Origin of the sequence: Thermopolyspora flexuosa (genome assembly GCF_006716785.1) — a bacterium.
GTDB classification, from domain to species: domain Bacteria; phylum Actinomycetota; class Actinomycetes; order Streptosporangiales; family Streptosporangiaceae; genus Thermopolyspora; species Thermopolyspora flexuosa.
In genome coordinates, this window is sequence record NZ_VFPQ01000001.1 from 1278923 (window position 1) to 1296721 (window position 17799).

14 protein-coding genes are annotated in these 17799 nt (G+C 73.0%); all 14 read left to right on the forward strand.

Going from position 1 to position 17799, the window contains the following annotated elements; genetic code table 11:
• Window positions 1–5: 5 nt before the first annotated feature.
• Window positions 6–1706, forward strand: coding sequence for a hypothetical protein (locus FHX40_RS05640; protein WP_142258628.1), 1701 nt, complete (start codon window positions 6–8; stop codon window positions 1704–1706).
• Between the two features lie 175 nt (window positions 1707–1881).
• On the forward strand, window positions 1882–2292 hold the full coding sequence (gene ndk / locus FHX40_RS05645) for a nucleoside-diphosphate kinase (RefSeq protein WP_142258629.1): 411 nt from the start codon (window positions 1882–1884) through the stop codon (window positions 2290–2292).
• A 255-nt stretch (window positions 2293–2547) separates the two neighbouring features.
• Window positions 2548–3579 (forward strand): rod shape-determining protein, encoded by a 1032-nt coding sequence (locus FHX40_RS05650; RefSeq protein WP_142258630.1) that lies wholly within the window; start codon window positions 2548–2550, stop codon window positions 3577–3579.
• Entirely contained in the window at window positions 3579–4592 is a 1014-nt protein-coding gene (gene mreC / locus FHX40_RS05655) for a rod shape-determining protein MreC (RefSeq protein ID WP_142258631.1), read from the forward strand. Before FHX40_RS05650 ends, mreC begins: the two co-directional genes overlap by 1 nt.
• Window positions 4585–5109 carry a rod shape-determining protein MreD gene (gene mreD, locus FHX40_RS05660; RefSeq protein ID WP_229788598.1) on the forward strand — a complete coding sequence of 175 codons (525 nt, stop codon included), beginning with the start codon at window positions 4585–4587 and terminating at the stop codon, window positions 5107–5109. The genes mreC and mreD overlap by 8 nt, the downstream gene beginning before the upstream one ends.
• Entirely contained in the window at window positions 5106–7157 is a 2052-nt protein-coding gene (gene mrdA / locus FHX40_RS05665; protein ID WP_268241034.1) for a penicillin-binding protein 2, read from the forward strand. Before mreD ends, mrdA begins: the two co-directional genes overlap by 4 nt.
• Entirely contained in the window at window positions 7154–8320 is a 1167-nt protein-coding gene (rodA, locus tag FHX40_RS05670; RefSeq protein WP_142258632.1) for a rod shape-determining protein RodA, read from the forward strand. The genes mrdA and rodA overlap by 4 nt, the downstream gene beginning before the upstream one ends.
• A gap of 158 nt (window positions 8321–8478) precedes the next feature.
• Window positions 8479–8736: a hypothetical protein gene (locus tag FHX40_RS05675; protein ID WP_142258633.1), complete on the forward strand. Its 258-nt coding sequence runs from the start codon at window positions 8479–8481 to the stop codon at window positions 8734–8736.
• Window positions 8737–9126: 390 nt separating this feature from the next.
• Entirely contained in the window at window positions 9127–10509 is a 1383-nt protein-coding gene (locus tag FHX40_RS05680; protein WP_170198726.1) for an NsdA family TPR-like regulatory protein, read from the forward strand.
• Window positions 10509–11405, forward strand: a complete 897-nt coding sequence (locus tag FHX40_RS05685; protein WP_170198727.1) for an aminoglycoside phosphotransferase family protein — start codon at window positions 10509–10511, stop codon at window positions 11403–11405. The genes FHX40_RS05680 and FHX40_RS05685 overlap by 1 nt, the downstream gene beginning before the upstream one ends.
• Before the next feature lie 85 nt (window positions 11406–11490).
• The gene (locus FHX40_RS05690) at window positions 11491–11670 is read left to right on the forward strand and encodes a hypothetical protein (RefSeq protein ID WP_142258636.1); all 180 of its coding nucleotides are present in this window, start codon (window positions 11491–11493) and stop codon (window positions 11668–11670) included.
• Window positions 11671–11771: 101 nt separating this feature from the next.
• A complete protein-coding gene (locus FHX40_RS05695; protein WP_142258637.1) occupies window positions 11772–13694 on the forward strand; it encodes a TIGR03960 family B12-binding radical SAM protein in 1923 nt (640 codons plus the stop codon).
• A 179-nt stretch (window positions 13695–13873) separates the two neighbouring features.
• Window positions 13874–14644, forward strand: coding sequence for a TIGR03936 family radical SAM-associated protein (locus FHX40_RS05700; protein WP_142261561.1), 771 nt, complete (start codon window positions 13874–13876; stop codon window positions 14642–14644).
• Window positions 14645–14748: 104 nt separating this feature from the next.
• Entirely contained in the window at window positions 14749–17640 is a 2892-nt protein-coding gene (locus FHX40_RS05705; protein WP_142258638.1) for an Rne/Rng family ribonuclease, read from the forward strand.
• The last annotated feature ends 159 nt before the right edge of the window (window positions 17641–17799 follow it).

The window sequence follows — 17799 nt, forward strand, 5'->3', positions numbered from 1 at the left end:
CCGACATGGCCGTCCCCCAGATTCGGCGGGCGTGGGCGTTCGGATCCGCCCGCGCCGTCCGTCTGTCACTCGTGCTCGACCTCGTGGTCGGGCTCCTCATCGTGCTCGCGCTCCCGCTCGCGAGCGTCACGATCCCCAACACCGTCTCGGTGGTCGCGGAGCTGCTGCCGCCCGACGTCTCGAAGGTCGACATGACCCGGGCGCACGGCATGGCGCTCCCGGCGCTCGTGCTCACCGTGCCGCTCGCCCTCCTCGCGGCCCGGCGGCTGCGCGCGGCCCCGATGCTGCTCGCCGGGCTCGCGCTGCTCGCGGCGGCGACGGCGGCGGGCGGGTACGCGGGTTCGGCGGTGGCCGTCGGGGCGCTGCGGGCGCTGCAGGGCGTCGGCGGCGGGCTCGTGCTGTGCGGCACGCTGCTCGCGGCACGGGAACGGCACGGCCGCGCCGGGCGGGTGCTGGTGTCGCTGTGGGCGGGCGTGCTCGCGGCGAGCCTGCTCACCGCCCAGGCGCTGGCGCTCTGGCCGCTCGACCAGGCCACCTCCTGGCGGGTCACCCTCCAGCCCTATCCCGTGGTGACCGGCCTCGCCCTCGCCGTCGGCGGCGTCCACCTCGTGCTGTGGCGCAAGGCGGGTGAGGCCGTGACGCGGCCGGTGGCGGCGGGCGGCCGGCCGCTGGCGGCGACGGCGCCGGCCGTGGGGATCGCCGCCCTCGCGCTCGGCATCACCTTCGACTGGCCGTCGGTCCTCACCATCGCCGCCGCGGCCGTCGCCGCGCTCGTGGTGTTCGCGCTGGCGCTGTTCGGCGCCCCCGACGGGGCGGCGGGCCGGATGCTCGCGCTCACCATGGCCGTGACCGGGCTGGTCGTGCTGCCCACCGCGGCCCAGACCACCTACGTGGAGCTGCGCGGGGTGGGCGGCCCCGGCCTGATCGGGCTCTGGCCGCCGTTCGCGATCGCGGTCGCGGTCGCGCTCGCCGCGCCGGTGCTCGCCGACCGCCTCATCCGGCGCGCGGCGTCGTCCGCAGGATCGGAGACCGGCACGGGCGGCCCCGGCGCGCAACCCGTCCGGATCGGGCTCGCCGTACTGGTCGCCGGGCTCGCCGCGACGCGGCTGCTCGTGCCCGACCCCGACGGCCTGGTGCTGGTGGTGCCGTTCACGCTGATCGCGGCCGGTGCGGCGGTGGCGCTCGCCGCCGCGCTCCGGACGGCCGCCACGGAGGCGGCCCTGTTCGGCCTCACCCTGTGCGCGTCGGGGGTGCTCGCCGGGTTCCTGCTCGGCACCGGCATGCAGATCGCGCGGGTGCGGGCCGTGGAGAGCATCCCCGGCTTCGACGCCCAGGACCTCGTCGACGGGTTCGTCGCCACGCTGCACACCTGGGCGCTCGTGGCCGGCTTCGCGGTCGTGGCGGCCCTGGTGCTCACCGCGATCCCGCTGCGCCGCCGCGCGGGCGGGCACGCCGCGGACGCCGCCGCGGATCCGTACGATCCCGCGCAGCCCACGGCCGTGATGGACGTCGTGGTGGCCCGGGGCGACGGTCTGCACGGCGCCCGGCCGGTGGTGCCACCGCCGAGCCCGTCGCCCGAGGCGGGCCCCGGGCCGGTCGGCGGCGGGGAGCGCCCGGAACCGCCGCGGGGCGGATTCCCCGGCGAGCCGGGTGGCCGGCGCGGCCGCGAGGGCGACGAGTGGCGTCCGGACGAGCGCGGCGGGTGACGGGCACCCCACGCTCTCGCACCGAGGCGCCTTTGTGCCGAGACGTGCGCGCCCCCGCCCGGGCCCGCGGGCGGGGGTGTTCCGGCACAGCGCCGGGTGCCGGGGCCGGTAAGCTTCGGGGCTGTCAAGCAAAACCGTGTTCCGCGGTCCCGCCAATCCATTCGAAGGAGAACCCGTGTCCGAGCGCACGCTTGTCCTCATCAAGCCGGACGGTGTCCGTCGCGGTCTGATCGGCGATGTCATCAGCCGCATCGAGCGCAAGGGGCTCAAGATCGTGGCGATGGATCTGCGTACGCTGGACGCCGAGACAGCCAAGGCGCACTACGCCGAGCACGCCGAGAAGCCGTTCTTCGGCGAGCTGGTGGAGTTCATCACCTCCGGACCGCTGGTGGCGATGGTGGTCGAGGGGCCGCGGGCGATCCAGGCGTTCCGCGCGCTCGCGGGCGCGACCGACCCGGTCAAGGCCGCCCCCGGCACGATCCGCGGTGACCACGCCCTGGAGATCGGCGAGAACGTCGTGCACGGCTCCGACTCGCCGGAGTCCGCCGCCCGCGAGATCAAGATCTTCTTCCCGGACCGCTTCTGAGCCCTCCGCGACCGACGGCCCCGGGGTGATCACGACGCCGGGGCCGCGTTCGTGTGTCCGCACGCCCGGCCGCCGGAGGGGCCCGCCGTCCCGCCTTCGGTGGCCGGTGATCCGCCAGATTTTCCGAGAACGAGACGGCTTGCTTGCGCCCAGCATCCGATACGCTCAGTTACGATTCAGATGCGTTCCGCAATAACATGTCCTCTCCCGGGCACCATCACCTTCCTGTAACCACCGTGGAAGGCTCCTCTCCTCATGGGCAGCAAGCTGGCTTTTCTCGGCCGTGACATGGCCGTCGACCTGGGTACCGCCAACACCCTGGTCTACGTGCGAGGGCGCGGCATCGTGCTCAACGAGCCCTCCGTCGTCGCGATCAACACGACCACGGGGAAGATCGTCGCGGTGGGGATCGAGGCCAAGCGCATGATCGGCCGTACCCCCGGCAACGTGGTCGCGGTGCGTCCCCTCAAGGACGGGGTCATCGCCGATTTCGACGTGACCGAGCGCATGCTGCGCTATTTCATCCAGCGAATTCACCGACGCTGCCTGTTCGCCAAACCGCGCATCATCATCGCGGTGCCGAGTGGCATAACCGGGGTGGAGCAGCGGGCGGTCAAGGAGGCCGGCTACCAGGCCGGGGCGCGGCGCGTCTACATCATCGAGGAGCCGATGGCGGCGGCGATCGGCGCCGGCCTGCCCGTCCACCAGCCCACCGGGAACATGGTCGTCGACATCGGCGGCGGCACCACCGAGGTGGCGATCATCTCGATGGGCGGCATCGTGGTGAGCCAGTCGATCCGGGTCGCCGGGGACGAGCTCGACCAGGCGATCATCAGCTTCGCCAAGAAGGAGTACTCCCTCATGCTGGGGGAGCGCACCGCCGAGGAGATCAAGATCGCGATCGGCTCGGCGTGCCCGACGGACGACAACCCCCAGGCCGAGATCCGCGGCCGCGACCTCGTCACCGGCCTGCCCAAGACGGTGGTGGTGACCGCGGAGGAGATCCGCCGGGCCACGGAGGAGCCGATCAACGCGATCGTCGACGCGGTGAAGACCACCCTCGACAAGTGCCCGCCGGAGCTGTCGGGCGACCTGATGGATCGCGGCATCGCGCTCACCGGTGGCGGGGCGTTGCTGCGCGGCATGGACGACCGGCTCCGCGAGGAGACCGGCATGCCCATCCACCTGGTGGACAACCCGCTCGACTCGGTCGCGCTCGGCACCGGCAGGTGCGTGGAGGACTTCGACACGTTGCAGCACGTGCTCGTACCGGAGCCCCGGAACTGATGCGTGACACGCGGGGAAGTCGGCTCCTGCTCGGGGTGCTGCTCGCCACCGCGCTGGTGCTCATCACGGTGGATCACCGGGGCGGCGCCAAATCCCCGCTGGAGTTCCTGCACGGGATCGGCGCCACCGTGTTCACCGGGGCGGAGCGCGTGGGCACGAGCCTGGTACGGCCGGTGCGCGACCTCGCGGCGACGCTCGCCGAGGCCCCCTCGGCCCGGCAGCGCATCCGGGCGCTCGAGGAGGAGAACGGGCGGCTGCGGGCCGAGCTCACCGCGCGCACGCTCGACCGGGAGCGCGCCGAGCAGCTCGGGCGCCTGCTCGGGCTCGCCGGCCTCGGCGGCTACCGGATCGTGCCCGCGCAGGTGATCGCCCGCAGGGGGGTGCCCGGCCTGGAGGAGGCGGCGCAGATCGACGTCGGCACCGCCGACGGGGTGCGGCGCAACATGACCGTGCTCAACGCGCAGGGTCTGGTCGGCCGGGTGGTCCGGGCGGCGGAGCACTCGGCGACGGTGGCGCTGCTCACCGACCCGGCGACGGCGGCCGGGGCGCGGCTGGAGGGCGGCAACGAGATCGGCGTGGTGAAGGGACTGGGTCACGGCATGGGCGACACGCTGGTGCGGTTCCGGCTGTTTGACTCGACCGTCTCGGTCACCCCCGGCCAGCGCATCGTCAGCTTCGGCTCGCAGCACGGCGCGCCGTACGTCGCGGGGGTGCCGATCGGCGTGGTCGAGCGGGTGGAGCCGACGCCGGGCGAGCTGACCAAGGTGGCGCTCGCCCGCCCGTACGTGGACTTCTCGTCGCTCGACGTGGTCGGCGTGGTGGTGCAGGGGCCGCGGCGGGACCCGCGGGACGCCCTGCTGCCGCCCGCCCCCGGCCAGGCCGCCGCCCCCGGCCGGGACACCGAACGGGACAACGATCGGCCCACCGAGCGGGCCGCCGACACCCGGCGGGCCCGCACCGGTACGGCCGGCGCCGGTCGGCGCGCGGACGAGGCCGCGGACGGGGGTGCCTGAGGTGCTGCGCGGCATGCTCCTCGTGCTCGGCGTGGCGGCCGTGCTCGTCGTGCAGGTGTCGGTCGCCGGGATGCTCGCGCTGCCCGGCGGCGGGCCGGACCTCGTGGTGCCCCTCGTGGTGACGCTGTCGTTCCTGCGCGGGGCGCGGGCCGGCGCGCTCATCGGGTTCGCGGTGGGGCTAGCCGTGGACGTCCTGCCGCCGGCCGACCACGTCATCGGCGCGCACGCGCTCGTGCTGTGCCTGATCGGCTACTTCGCCGGGCGGGCGAGCGAGCGCGCCCCGGGCGCGGTGCTGTCGGCCGCGGTGGTGTGCGCGGTGGCCGCGCCGCTGCTGTCGGCCGCGCTCGCCGCGCTGCTCGGCGACCCGCGCGCCGAGCAGGCCGTGGCGGCGCGGTCGTGGATCCCGCTGGTCGCCTACAACCTGCTCACCGTCCCGGTCGTGGTCTGGGCGGTCGGGCGCGCCCTCGGCAAGGCCCGGCCGCGGCCGGCCGCCGTGCGGATGTGGAGGCGCGCGTGAGAAGCCCGAGGCGGACCCGGCTGTTCGTGCTGCAGGTGCTGCTGGTCTCCATGCTCGCCGTGCTCGGCGTGCGGCTGTGGCAGGTCCAGGTGGTGCGCGGCGCCGAGTTCGTCGCCGCCGCCAACGAGACCCGCACGCGGAACGTGGTGATCCCGGCCGTGCGCGGGCAGATCCTCGACTCGTCCGGCCGGCCGCTGGTGCGCAACCGGGCCGCGCTCGTCGTCTCCATCGACCCCGCGCGGTTCGGCAAGATGAAGGACGGCGGCCACGCGGTGCTGGAACGGCTCGCGGACGTGCTCGGCGAGCCCGTGGAGGAGCTGAAGAAGCGCATCCGGCCGTGCGGGCCCAAGGTGTCGCGGCCGTGCTGGCCGGGCTCGCCGTACCATCCGATCCCGATCGCGCAGCGGGTCACCAAGCGGCAGGCGCTGCAGATCCTGGAACGGCAGGAGGACTTCCCGGGCGTCACCGCCGAGGTGCAGGCGGTGCGGGACTACCCGGGGCGGTGGCACGCCGCGCAGGTGCTCGGCTACCTGCAGCCGATCACCCAGGAGGAGCTCGACCGCAAGGCCGAGCTGAAGAAGGACTTCTCCGGCATGGACCTGGTCGGCCGCGACGGGCTGGAGTCGGTGTACGACGACTACCTGCGCGGCAAGCCGGGCGAGCGGCGGATCGGCGTGGACCGCATGGGCAAGGTGACCGGCCTGGAGAGCCAGGTGCCGCCGCAGCCCGGGGCCACGCTCATCACCAGCATCGACGCCAAGGTGCAGGCGGTGGTGGAGGAGGCGCTCGCCGAGGCGATGCGGAAGAAGCCCAAGGCGGACGGCGCCGCCGGGGTGGTGCTCGACGTGCGCACCGGCCGGGTGATCGCGCTGGCGAGCCGGCCGAGCTACGACCCCACGGTGTGGACCGGCGGCATCTCCGGCGCCGAGTACGAGCGGCTGATGTCGCCGAAGTCCGGCTACCCGCTGGTGTCCCGGGCGATCAAGGGCGAGTACGCGCCGGGGTCGACGTTCAAGGTGTCGTCGGTCGCGGCGATGGTGAAGGACGGCTACCCGCTGAAGGGCAAGTACAACTGCCCCGGCTCGGTGATGATCGGCGGCCGGTCGTTCAGCAACTTCCGCGGCATCGGCATGGGCGTGATCGACCTGCACACCGCGCTGCTGAAGTCCTGCGACACGATCTTCTACCAGGCGGCGTTCGAGCAGTGGCGGCGGGACGGCGGCATCGAGGGCAAGCCGAACCCGTCCGAGCCGATGTCGAAGATGGCCCGCGCCCTCGGGTTCGGCCGCAGGACCGGCATCGACCTGCCGGGCGAGTCGCCGGGCCGCATCCCGGACCGCGCGTGGAAGAAGGAGCTGTGGCGGCAGACGAGCAAGACGAGCTGCGCGCGCGCCAAGACCGGGTACCCCGAGGTGGCGAAGACCGACCCGCCACGGGCGTCGTTCCTCAAGCGGCTCGCCTACGAGCACTGCGTGGACGGGTACAAGTTCTGGCCGGGTGAGGCCGCGAACCTGTCCATCGGCCAGGGTGACGTGCTGGTGACGCCGCTGCAGCTCGCGGTCGCGTACGCGGCGATCGTGGGCGACGGCAAGGTGCGCAGCCCGCGCGTGGGCTGGGCGATCGTCGCCCCGGACGGCAAGGTCATCAAGGAGATCACGCCGCCGGTGATCGGCGAGGTGCCGGTGCCCGCGCACGTGCGGCACTACATCCGCCGGGCGCTCAGCCAGGTGCCGTCGGACGGCACCGCCGCCGGGGCGTTCCAGGGCTTCCCGTTCCACAAGGTCAACGTCGGGGGCAAGACGGGCACAGCCGAGGTGTACGGCAAGGAGGACACCTCCTGGTTCGCCTCGTTCGCGCCCGCGGAGAACCCCAGGTTCGTCGTGGTGGTCATGGTCTCGCAGGGCGGCATGGGCGCGGAGACCGCGGCGCCCGCGGTACGCCGGATCTATGAGGGCATCTACGGCATCGGCCGCAAGCCCGCGCTGCCCGGCGGCAGGCCGCCGGACCGTCCGCCGGTCATCGCGCCCGACGGCACGGTGACGCCATGACCCGCGCCGTCGCCGCGCAGCGGGGCTCCCTCGCGGGCAGGGCGCTGAAGGTGCGGTCGGCGGTGCGGCAGATGGACGGCGCGTTGCTGGTCTCGGTGGCGCTGCTGTCGGTGATCGGCGCCCTGCTCGTCTGGTCGTCCACCCGCACCTGGGCCGCGGGCGCGCCGACCGGGCTGATCAACAAGCACCTGCTCAACCTCGGCATCGGCTGGGTGCTGTTCGCCGTGATCGCCACCGCCGACGCGCGCAAGCTGCAGGCCTACGCGCCCCTGGCGTACCTGGCGGCGCTGGTCACCCTGGGGCTGGTGCTCACCCCGCTCGGCGCGACGATCAACGGGTCGCACTCGTGGATCCTGCTCGGCGGCGGGTTCGCCTTCCAGCCGTCGGAGACCGCCAAGCCGGCGCTGATCCTCATGCTCGCCATGCTGCTCCACCGGCCGGTGGAGGGCACCGACCGGCCGCGCGGCCTGGACGTGGTGCTCGCGCTCGTCGCCACGGCGATCCCGATCACGCTCGTGCTGCTCCAGCCCGACCTCGGCACCACGATGGTGTTCTGCGTGATCCTCGTCGGGGTGCTCGTCTTCTCCGGGCTGCGCAAACGCTGGCTCGCCCTGCTCGGCCTCGCCGCGGCGGGCGGCGCGGTGGCCGTCTGGGCGTTGGACGTGCTCAAGCCGTACCAGGTGGCGCGCTTCACCGCGTTCGTCAACCCGGACGTCGACCCGCGCGGGGTCGGCTACAACAGCACCCAGGCGCTGATCGCGATCGGCTCGGGGGAGCTGTTCGGCAAGGGGTTGTTCCGCGGCGGGCAGACCATGGGCCGGTTCGTGCCCGAGCAGCACACCGACTTCATCTTCACCGTGGCCGGTGAGGAGTTCGGCTTCGTCGGGTCGATCGCCGTGGTGATCCTGCTCGGCGTGGTGCTGCTGCGCGGGCTGCGCATCGCCCGGATGTGCGAGGACCGGTTCGGCATGATGGTCGCGGTCGGCGTGGTCACCTGGCTCGCGTTCCAGACCTTCATCAACATCGGCATGACGATCGGGATCATGCCGATCACCGGGCTGCCGCTGCCGTTCGTCTCGTACGGCGGGACCGCGACCTTCGCCAACATGATCGCGATCGGCATGCTCCAGGCGATTCACATCCGGGCGCGATCATTCAGATAAGTCGCGAACGGCGACGAAATCGGCCGTCCGGATGCCCGACATGAGAGCGGTCCGCATGTTCGGCGACCCGAACTCTCACTGGCGCGTTCCCCGTCAGGCGAACACTCTGGAAACGACAGGAGTTGCGGGGTTGAACAATCGCTGACGGAGGACCTGCGATGCGGGACAGAGCGCTCCACGACGTCGAGGGGCGGGAGGCCGAGCTGCGGCGGCGCGCCCTGCGGCTGCTCCGCGACGCGTTCCCCGACTATCGGATCGTGTACGCCGCGGGACGCTGGGCCGCCGTCGACGAGGGCGACCCGCCCGAGGTGTGGTTCGCCGAGACCCCGAGCAGCCTGTGCGGGCAGCTCTTCCTCGCCCAGCTCCACAAGGGCGGCACCATCCCGCCGATCAGGGCGAATTCCGCCCCTGCGTGATTTTACGTGACCTGTTGGCGTTTGCCCGGATACTGCGGTGAATCCTCCCGTCACGGAGAGCGGCTCGCATGTTGCCACCGGCCCGCGTCACCGACGACGGTAACGGGCGGACGCGCCCATCGCGCGCGGGCGACGGCGCCCGGGTGGCGGCGGTCGTGTCTCGATCCGCGCGCACTTTCCGGATCCACCTTTTCGGGCACCCGGAAAGGAGATATATGTCCGGATAGCGCGGGCCCCGCGAAAGCCGTACCAGCCCTCGGCAACCCCACGTGACCTTGGAAAACCTGGCACACAGGTATCTGGAGACAGGTATCTGGAGATCGGATGAGCGACTCCCCCCGCGGCGCCGGTCGCGGCGCCGCACGCGGCCGTGACCGTGCGGTCCACACCGTGGCCGCCGCCGTCCGCGAGCGCACGCTCGCCGGGCTCGACCGGCCGCCGTCCCCGGCGATCATCAGCCAGATGGCCGAGGAGATCCACGCCACCTGCCCGGACGTCACCCGGCTGAAGTGCTTCCGGCTGGCGCGCGGCTGGACGGTCGAGGAGGCGATCGCGCAGTTCCACCGGATGTGCGACCGGGAGGGGCTGCGCCGCCGCGGCCTCACCGAGCGGTCCTGGCGCGAGTGGGAGGCGGGCGCCCGCCCCGACCGGGACTACACCGACCTGCTGTGCCGGCTGTTCGAGACCGGCCCGGTGCAGCTCGGCTTCGCCCGCGACTACACGCCCGTGGACGGCAGGCCGCTGCTGTCCGTCGACCCGGTCGCCGCGGTGGCCCAGGAGACGAGCGAGCACGCCGAGCGCGCCGAGGCGAGCGAGATCGGCCCGGCCACGCTGGAGCGGCTGCGCACCGAGATGGTGTGGGTCTGCCGCCGGTACGTCGTCGACGCCCCGCTGCCGCTGTTCGTGGAGATGCGCCGGCTGCAGGAGCGGGCCCGCCAGGCGCTGGAGCGGCGCATCCACCCGCCGCAGGCGATCGAGCTGTACTTCCTGATCGGCGCGCTGAGCGGGCTCATGGCGAACGCGAGCATGGACATGGGCCGCCGCGCGCCCGCCGACCAGCTCGCCCGGGCCGCCTACACCTACGCCCGGATCGCCGGGCACACCTCGCTGATGGGCTGGGCGCGCGGCATGCAGGCCTCGGTCGCGCTGTGGGACCGCCGGTACGCCGACGCGGTGGGGTACGCCGAGGACGGGGTGAACCACCTGCCCTACGGGTCGGGCGCCGCCCGGCTGCACCTGCTGCGCGCCCGCGCGCTGGCGATGCTCGCCCGCGAGCAGGAGGCGGTCGAGGCGCTGCACGCGGCGGACGAGGCGCGGCGCCGTACCGGGCCCGCCGTACGGGACGAGCTGCACGACGAGGTCGGCGGGGAGTTCGCCTTCCGCCCGGCCAAGCACCACTACTACGCCTCGGCGGCCCGGCTGCACCTCGGGCACATCGCCGAGGCGATCGAGGAGGGCCACCGCGCCCTGCGGCTGTACGCCGAGGACGAGCCGCACCACCGCTCCTACGGCTGCGAGGCGATGACCCGCGCCCACCTCGTCGTCGCGTACCTGGTGAAGGGCGACGAGGAGAGCGCCCGCGAGATGCTCGAGCCGCTGCTCGCGCTGCCGCCGGACCGGCGCATCGGGCACCTGGTCACCACCCTCGAGGTGGGCCGTGAGCTGCTCGCGGCCCGGCCCGGGGGTGAGCGTCTCGCCCAACGGATCGGGGGTTTCTGCTCGGTGGGCCTCGCCCACACCGCCGCACGGGCCCTGCCCGGGAGGAGCCGATGATGTCGATCACAACCGAGAACCCCGTCGAGGCGCGGGCACGCGCCGCGATCGAGTACGCCTGCGGCCAGGCCGGGCTGGACCCGGCGGGGGCGCGGCTCATCCGCGACTACGCCAACCTCGTCTACGAGCTGCCCGGGGAACGGGTGGTGCTGCGCCTCGCGGACGCGAGCACTCCGGGCAGGTTCGAGCGGCTGCGCACCTCGGTGCGGGTCACCCGGTGGCTCGCCGAACAGGACTTCCCGGCGGTGCGGCCGCTCGACGTGCGCCAGCCGGTCGCGGCCGAGGGCTTCTTCGTCACCTTCTGGCACCACGAGCGGCACGTCGGGCCACCCCCGGACCCGGTGGCGCTCGGCGCGGTGCTGCGCCGGCTGCACGCGCTGCCGCCGGTCCCGTTCGACCTGCCCACCTACGACCCGTTCGGCTCGGTACGGCGGGCCATCGACGCCTGCCGGGTGCTGTCCGACGCGGACCGCGACTGGCTGCTGGAGCGCTGCGCGGCGCTGTCCGAGGCGTACTACGAGCGGCTCGAGTTCGCCCTGCCGTACGGGCTCATCCACGGTGACGCGCACCGCGGCAACCTGCTGCGCTCGCGGGGCCGGCTGCTGCTGTGCGACTGGGACTCGGTGAGCGCCGGGCCGCGGGAGATCGACCTGGTGCCCACCCTGCAGGGGGTGCGCTTCGGGCTCACCGAGCGGCAGCGCAGCGGGTTCAGCGAGGCGTACGGCTACGACATGACCACCTGGCCCGGGTACCCGGTGCTGCGGGACATGCGGGAGCTGCAGACGCTCACCGCGGTGCTGCGCAACGCGCACCGCGACCAGCGGGCGCACGACGAGCTGCGGCTCCGGCTCGAGTCGCTGCGCGCGGGCGACGATCGGCCCTGGAACCCCTTCTGATCTTTGCCTGAGTCAAGCAATTCCCTCCGGAATCCGGCAGAATGGAGGTGGGCGCCGTTCTTTCGTGCGGCGGGAGGGTGTTCCTGTGTTCCTGGCCTACTGCGACGAGTGCGACCGTCAGATGCTGCTGCCCGCGAGCCACATCCGGGCCCTGCACAACCTCGCACGCGGGGTGATCGCGGTCGAGATGACCTGCTACGAGGGCCACGTCATCCTCGTGCTGAGCGGCAGCGACATCGACATCCCCGGCCCGGCGCCGGTATGACGCGCGTGCCCCGGACGACCGCCCTGGTGAAGCAGGGGATCGGTCCGGGGACCGCCCGCGCGTTGGCCAAGGCGGGTCGGCATCGCGGTTAGGCTGAGAGTATGCCTGTCGAGTCACTGTTTCCCCGGCTGGAGCCGCTGCTGCCACGGGTGCAGAAGCCGATCCAGTACGTCGGGGGTGAGCTCAACTCGACCGTCAAGGACTGGGACGAGGCGTCGGTTCGCTGGGCGCTGATGTACCCGGACGCGTACGAGGTCGGGCTGCCCAACCAGGGTGTGCAGATCTTGTACGAGATCCTCAACGAGCTGCCGGGTACGCTCGCCGAGCGCACCTACGCGGTGTGGCCCGACCTTGAGGCGCTCATGCGCGAGCACGGCGTGCCGCAGTTCACCGTCGACGCGCACCGCCCGGTGCGCGCCTTCGACGTGCTCGGCGTGTCGTTCGCCACCGAGCTGGGCTACACCAACCTGCTCACCGCGCTCGACCTGGCGGGCATTCCGCTCGAATCGGCGGACCGGGGCGAGGACGATCCGTTCGTCATCGCCGGCGGGCATGCGATGTTCAACCCCGAGCCGATCGCCGACTTCATCGACGCGGCGGTGCTCGGCGACGGGGAGCAGATCGCCATCGCGATCACCGAGGTGATCCGCGAGTGGAAACAGGAGGGCAGGCCCGGCGGCCGCGACGAGCTGCTGCTGCGGCTTGCCGAGTCCGGCGGCGTATACGTGCCGCGGTTCTACGACGTGGAGTACCACCCCGACGGCCGGATCGCGCGGGTCGTGCCGAATAGGCCGCGGGTGCCGTGGCGGGTGCACAAGCACACCGTGATGAACCTCGACGAGTGGCCGTACCCGAAGAAGCCGCTCGTCCCGCTCGCCGAGACCGTGCACGAGCGGTACAGCGTGGAGATCTTCCGCGGCTGCACCCGCGGCTGCCGGTTCTGCCAGGCCGGCATGATCACCCGGCCGGTGCGCGAGCGGTCGATCGACACGATCGGCAAGATGGTCGAGGTCGGGCTGAAGGAGTCCGGCTTCAACGAGGTCGGCCTGCTGTCGCTGTCCAGCGCCGACCACTCGGAGATCGCCGACATCGCCAAGGGCCTCGCCGACCGGTACGAGGGCACCAACACCAGCCTCTCGCTGCCCTCGACCCGCGTCGACGCCTTCAACATCACCCTGGCGAACGAGTTCTCCCGCAACGGCCGCCGCTCCGGGCTCACCTTCGCGCCCGAGGGCGGGTCCGAGCGCATGCGCAAGGTGATCAACAAGATGGTCACCGAGGAGGACCTCATCCGCACCGTCACCACCGCCTACAGCCAGGGGTGGCGGCAGGTGAAGCTGTACTTCATGTGCGGCCTGCCCACGGAGACCGACGAGGACGTGCTGTGCATCGCCGACCTCGCCAAGAAGGTCATCAAGGCGGGCCGGGACGCCACCGGCTCCCGGGACATCCGGTGCACGGTGTCGATCGGCGCGTTCGTCCCCAAGCCGCACACCCCGTTCCAGTGGGCCGCCCAGGCCGATCACGAGACGGTCGACCGGCGGCTGCGCATGCTGCGGGACGCGCTGCGCTCGGACAAGGAGTACGGCAGGGCGATCGGCTACCGCTACCACGACGGCAAGCCGTCGATCATCGAGGGCCTGCTGTCGCGCGGTGACCGCCGGGTCGGCAAGGTGATCCGGGCCGTGTGGGAGGCCGGCGGCCGGTTCGACGGCTGGAGCGAGCACTTCTCCTTCGACCGCTGGGCCGAGTGCGCCGCCAAGGCGCTCGCCGGCGAGCCCGTCGACCTCGACTGGTACACCACGCGGGAGCGCGACCGGCACGAGGTCCTCCCGTGGGACCACCTCGACTCCGGTCTCGACCGCGAGTGGCTGTGGCAGGACTGGCAGGACGCCCTGTCCGGGGGCGAGGTCGAGGACTGCCGCTGGACGCCCTGTTACGACTGCGGCGTATGCCCGACGATGGGTACCGAGATCCAGATCGGGCCGACCGGGCGCAAGCTGCTGCCGCTCATCGTGAAGTGACGTCGCGGTGACGGCGGGCGCCCGAACCGGCCGGACGGCACTACCGGACTTTGGCCTTATCCTGGGAGGATGACCGGTACGTGAGGGCGTGCCCTCACCACCACGACACTTGACATCGAGACAGGAAGGAACTCCTTACCCTGAAGCCTGTTCCCGATGGGCCTCCGCCCGCGCCCGTGGTGCAGCGCCTGCGCGTGCGATACGCCAAGCGCGGCCGTATGCGCTTCACCAGCCACCGCGACATCTCCCGCGCCGTCGAACGGGCGGTGCGGCGAGCCGGTATTCCGGTGGCGTACAGCGCGGGATTCACCCCCCATCCGAAGATCTCCTATGCCGGCGCCGCCCCGACGGGTGTGGCGAGTGAGGCCGAGTACCTCGAGATCAATGTGACCCGGCGTTGCGATCCGCAGCGGGTGCGCGAGGACCTCGACGCGTCGCTGCCCGCCGGGATCGACGTGCTCGACGTGGTCGAGGCGCGCGAGGGAAACCTGGCCGACCGGCTGGAGGCATCGGAGTGGGAGATCCGGTTGCCGGGGGCCGATCCGGCCGCCGCCCGGGAGGCGGCGGAGCGCTTCCTCGCCGCCGACCGTGTCGAGGTCGAGCGCCTGACCAAGAAGGGCCCGCGCCGTTTCGACGCCCGCGGGGCCGTCCGGACGCTCACCGTGGCCGAGGGAACGGGCGAAATCGCAGGCCAGGGGGATGCACGGCCATGTGCGATACTGCGCATGGTCGTCCGGCACCTGGTACCTGCCGTGCGACCCGACGACGTGCTCACGGGTCTGCGTCTCGTCGCAGGTTTCGCGCCGCCGTCACCCCCCGAGGTGACCAGGCTGGCGCAGGGGCCGCTCGACGCGGTGACCGGTGGGCCGGCCGATCCGCTCGACCCTGACCGCGACCCTCGCGGCGGCGAGCCGGAGACGGCTGGGCAGCGCGTCGGCGGCGACTTATAGGACTTTGGCGCCGGAGCCCCGGCCGGGCCCGGCGGACCGCGAGAGTGACGATGGCTCCCGCGCGGCGCGGAGACGTGCCCGGGAGCTGACGGGAGAGCGCCCGCATGCTCGAGAACGAGCCGACCAACGCGGGGGCCGAAGGCCCCGGCGAGAACACGACAACAGAACAGACACCAAAGGTCACCCGGCGTCGCCGTGCCGCGAGCAGACCGGCCGGCCCGCCGCCGGAGGAGGCCGAGCGCGAGGCCGGACTGCTGGTGGACGAGCCACCGCAGGCGACGCCGGTGAAGGAGCCGGAGCCCGCCGCGCCCACCGCCTCCGAACCGGCCACGGCACAAGCCGTTGCCGACCAGGCCGGATCGGACCAGACCGAGACCGCACAGCAGCCGAAGGACGAGGAGCGACCGGAACAACCGGCGAAGACCACGCGCCGCACCCGGACCAGGAAGACCCAGACCACCGACGAGGCCGCGCCGGCCGAGGAGACCACGACGACCCGGCGCACCCGCACGCGCAGGCGGCGCACCGCCACCGCCGACGACGCGGCCGAGCAGGCCGCCGAGGCCGTACCCGCGGACGCCGGGAGCGCCCCGGAGGAGGCGGCGTCGTCGCAGGTCACCGCGAGCGCGAACGGCACGGCGCCGCGGGCCGCCGGATCCGAGGACGGGCGGACCGGGCCGCGTGACGACGAGCCCGCCGACGCCAGGGCGAACGGCAGGGCCGCCGAGCCGGCCGAGGAGGACCGGGACGAGGACGCCGGCGAGGAGGCCGAGGAGACCGCGCCGCGCGCCGGGAACCTGCTCGCCGACCCGTTCGGCCTCGCCACCCAGGCGCTGCGCCGCGCCAAGGCGCCCGGCGTGGTGTTCCAGGCCCCGTCCACCGTGCTCCAGCCGATCTTCCAGGCGCCCGAGCCGATCGAGCCGCGCGACCGGTGGGACGCCGACGACATCGAGCCCGACTTCGACGACCTCGACACGGACCCCGGTGAGGCGGAGGCCGCCGACCGCGCCGCGGGGGAGACCACGGAGGGGACCGGCGGCCGGCGCCGGCGCCGCCGCCGCGGCGGCCGCAACCGGAACCGCAACCGCGAGGCCGAGGAGGCGCAGGAGCAGGCCGCGGAGGCCGCCACCGCCGAGCAGCCGGCGGCGGAGGCCGAGGCCGGGCAGGACGCGGCGCAGGCCGAGGCCGAGGAGCGGCAGCCGGAGGAGCAGCAGCCCGAGACCACCGCGGAGCAGGAGGCCGCGGCCACGACCGCCACGACCGGGTCGCGCCGCAGGCGGCGCCGCCGCCGGCGGGCGCACGAGGTGGACAGCGACGAGCCGGCGCCCGACGACCCGCCGAACACCGTGGTGCGCATCCGCCAGCCGCGGACCACGGTCAAGCCGGTCTCCCTCGACGAGGTCCAGGGCGTGCGCGGCTCGACCCGGCTGGAGGCGAAGAAGCAGCGCCGCCGCGAGGGCCGCGAGCTGGGCCGCCGCCGCCCGCCGATCATCACCGAGTCGGAGTTCCTCGCCCGGCGCGAGTCGGTCGAGCGGGTCATGGTGGTGCGCCGCCGCGGCGGCCGTACCCAGATCGCGGTGCTCGAGGACGGCATCCTCGTCGAGCACTACGTCGACCGCCACTCGAGCCAGTCCTACGTCGGCAACGTCTACCTCGGCAAGGTCCAGAACGTGCTGCCGTCGATGGAGGCCGCCTTCATCGACATCGGCAAGGGCCGGAACGCGGTGCTGTACGCCGGCGAGGTGAACTTCGACTCCGCCGGGCTCGAGGGCCAGCCCAAGCGCATCGAGTCGGCGCTGAAGTCGGGGCAGTCGGTGCTCGTGCAGGTCACCAAGGACCCGATCGGCCACAAGGGCGCCCGGCTCACCAGCCAGATCAGCCTGCCCGGCCGGTACCTGGTGTACGTCCCGGACGGGTCGATGACCGGCATCAGCCGCAAGCTGCCCGACAAGGAGCGCGCCCGGCTCAAGAGCATCCTGAAGAAGGTCATGCCGGAGAACGCCGGCGTGATCGTGCGGACCGCGGCCGAGGGCGCCACCGAGGAGGAGCTCAGCCGCGACGTCGCCCGGCTGTCCGCGCAGTGGGAGAACATCCAGCGCAAGGCGAAGTCGTCCAGCCCGCCCGAGCTGCTGTACTCCGAGCCGGACCTCACCATCCGCGTCGTGCGCGACGTGTTCAACGAGGACTTCAAGCAGCTCGTCGTCGCCGGTGACGGCGGCCCGGACGACGACATCTGGGACACCGTGCACGAGTACGTCAAGTACGTCGCCCCCCACCTGCTCGACCGGGTGTCGAAGTGGGAGGGCGAGGAGGACGTGTTCGCGCACTACCGGATCGACGAGCAGATCGCCAAGGCGCTGGAGCGCAAGGTGTGGCTGCCCAGCGGCGGCTCGCTGGTGATCGACCGCACCGAGGCGATGACGGTCATCGACGTCAACACCGGAAAGTTCACCGGCCAGGGCGGCAACCTCGAGGAGACCGTCACCCGCAACAACCTGGAGGCGGCCGAGGAGATCGTCCGCCAGCTCCGGCTGCGCGACATCGGCGGCATCATCGTCATCGACTTCATCGACATGGTGCTGGAGAGCAACCGGGACCTGGTGCTGCGGCGCATGCTCGAGTGCCTCGCCCGGGACCGCACCAAGCACCAGGTCGCCGAGGTGACGTCGCTGGGCCTGGTGCAGATGACCCGCAAGCGGGTCGGCCAGGGCCTGCTGGAGGCGTTCTCCACGCCGTGCGAGTGCTGCGGTGGCCGCGGGCTCATCACCTCGCTCGAGCCGGTCGACGGCAAGCCGGAGCCGCGCGGCACCCAGGGCAAGATGGCGATCGAGAAGGCGGTGGCGGAGAAGGTCGCCGCCGCGGTGGCCGCCCGCGACACCGGCGGGGAGGCGGCGCGCGAGTCCGTGACGCTGACCGCGACCGCCGAGGACGCGGCGGAGGAGCCCGCCACGCGGAGCCGGCGGCGGTCCCGCGCCAAGGTGAAGCAGGCGGAGTAGCCGCGCCACGGCGTGACCGGCGGGAACGGCGCGTGGGGAGGGCGCCGGACCCGGCGGGCGACGGCGGTACCGGCCGCGCACCCGGTGCGCGGCCGGGCCGGCCGATCGTGATCGACAACTGCGTCGGTTCGACCCAAGGCCCGGGCATCCGGTAGTCTT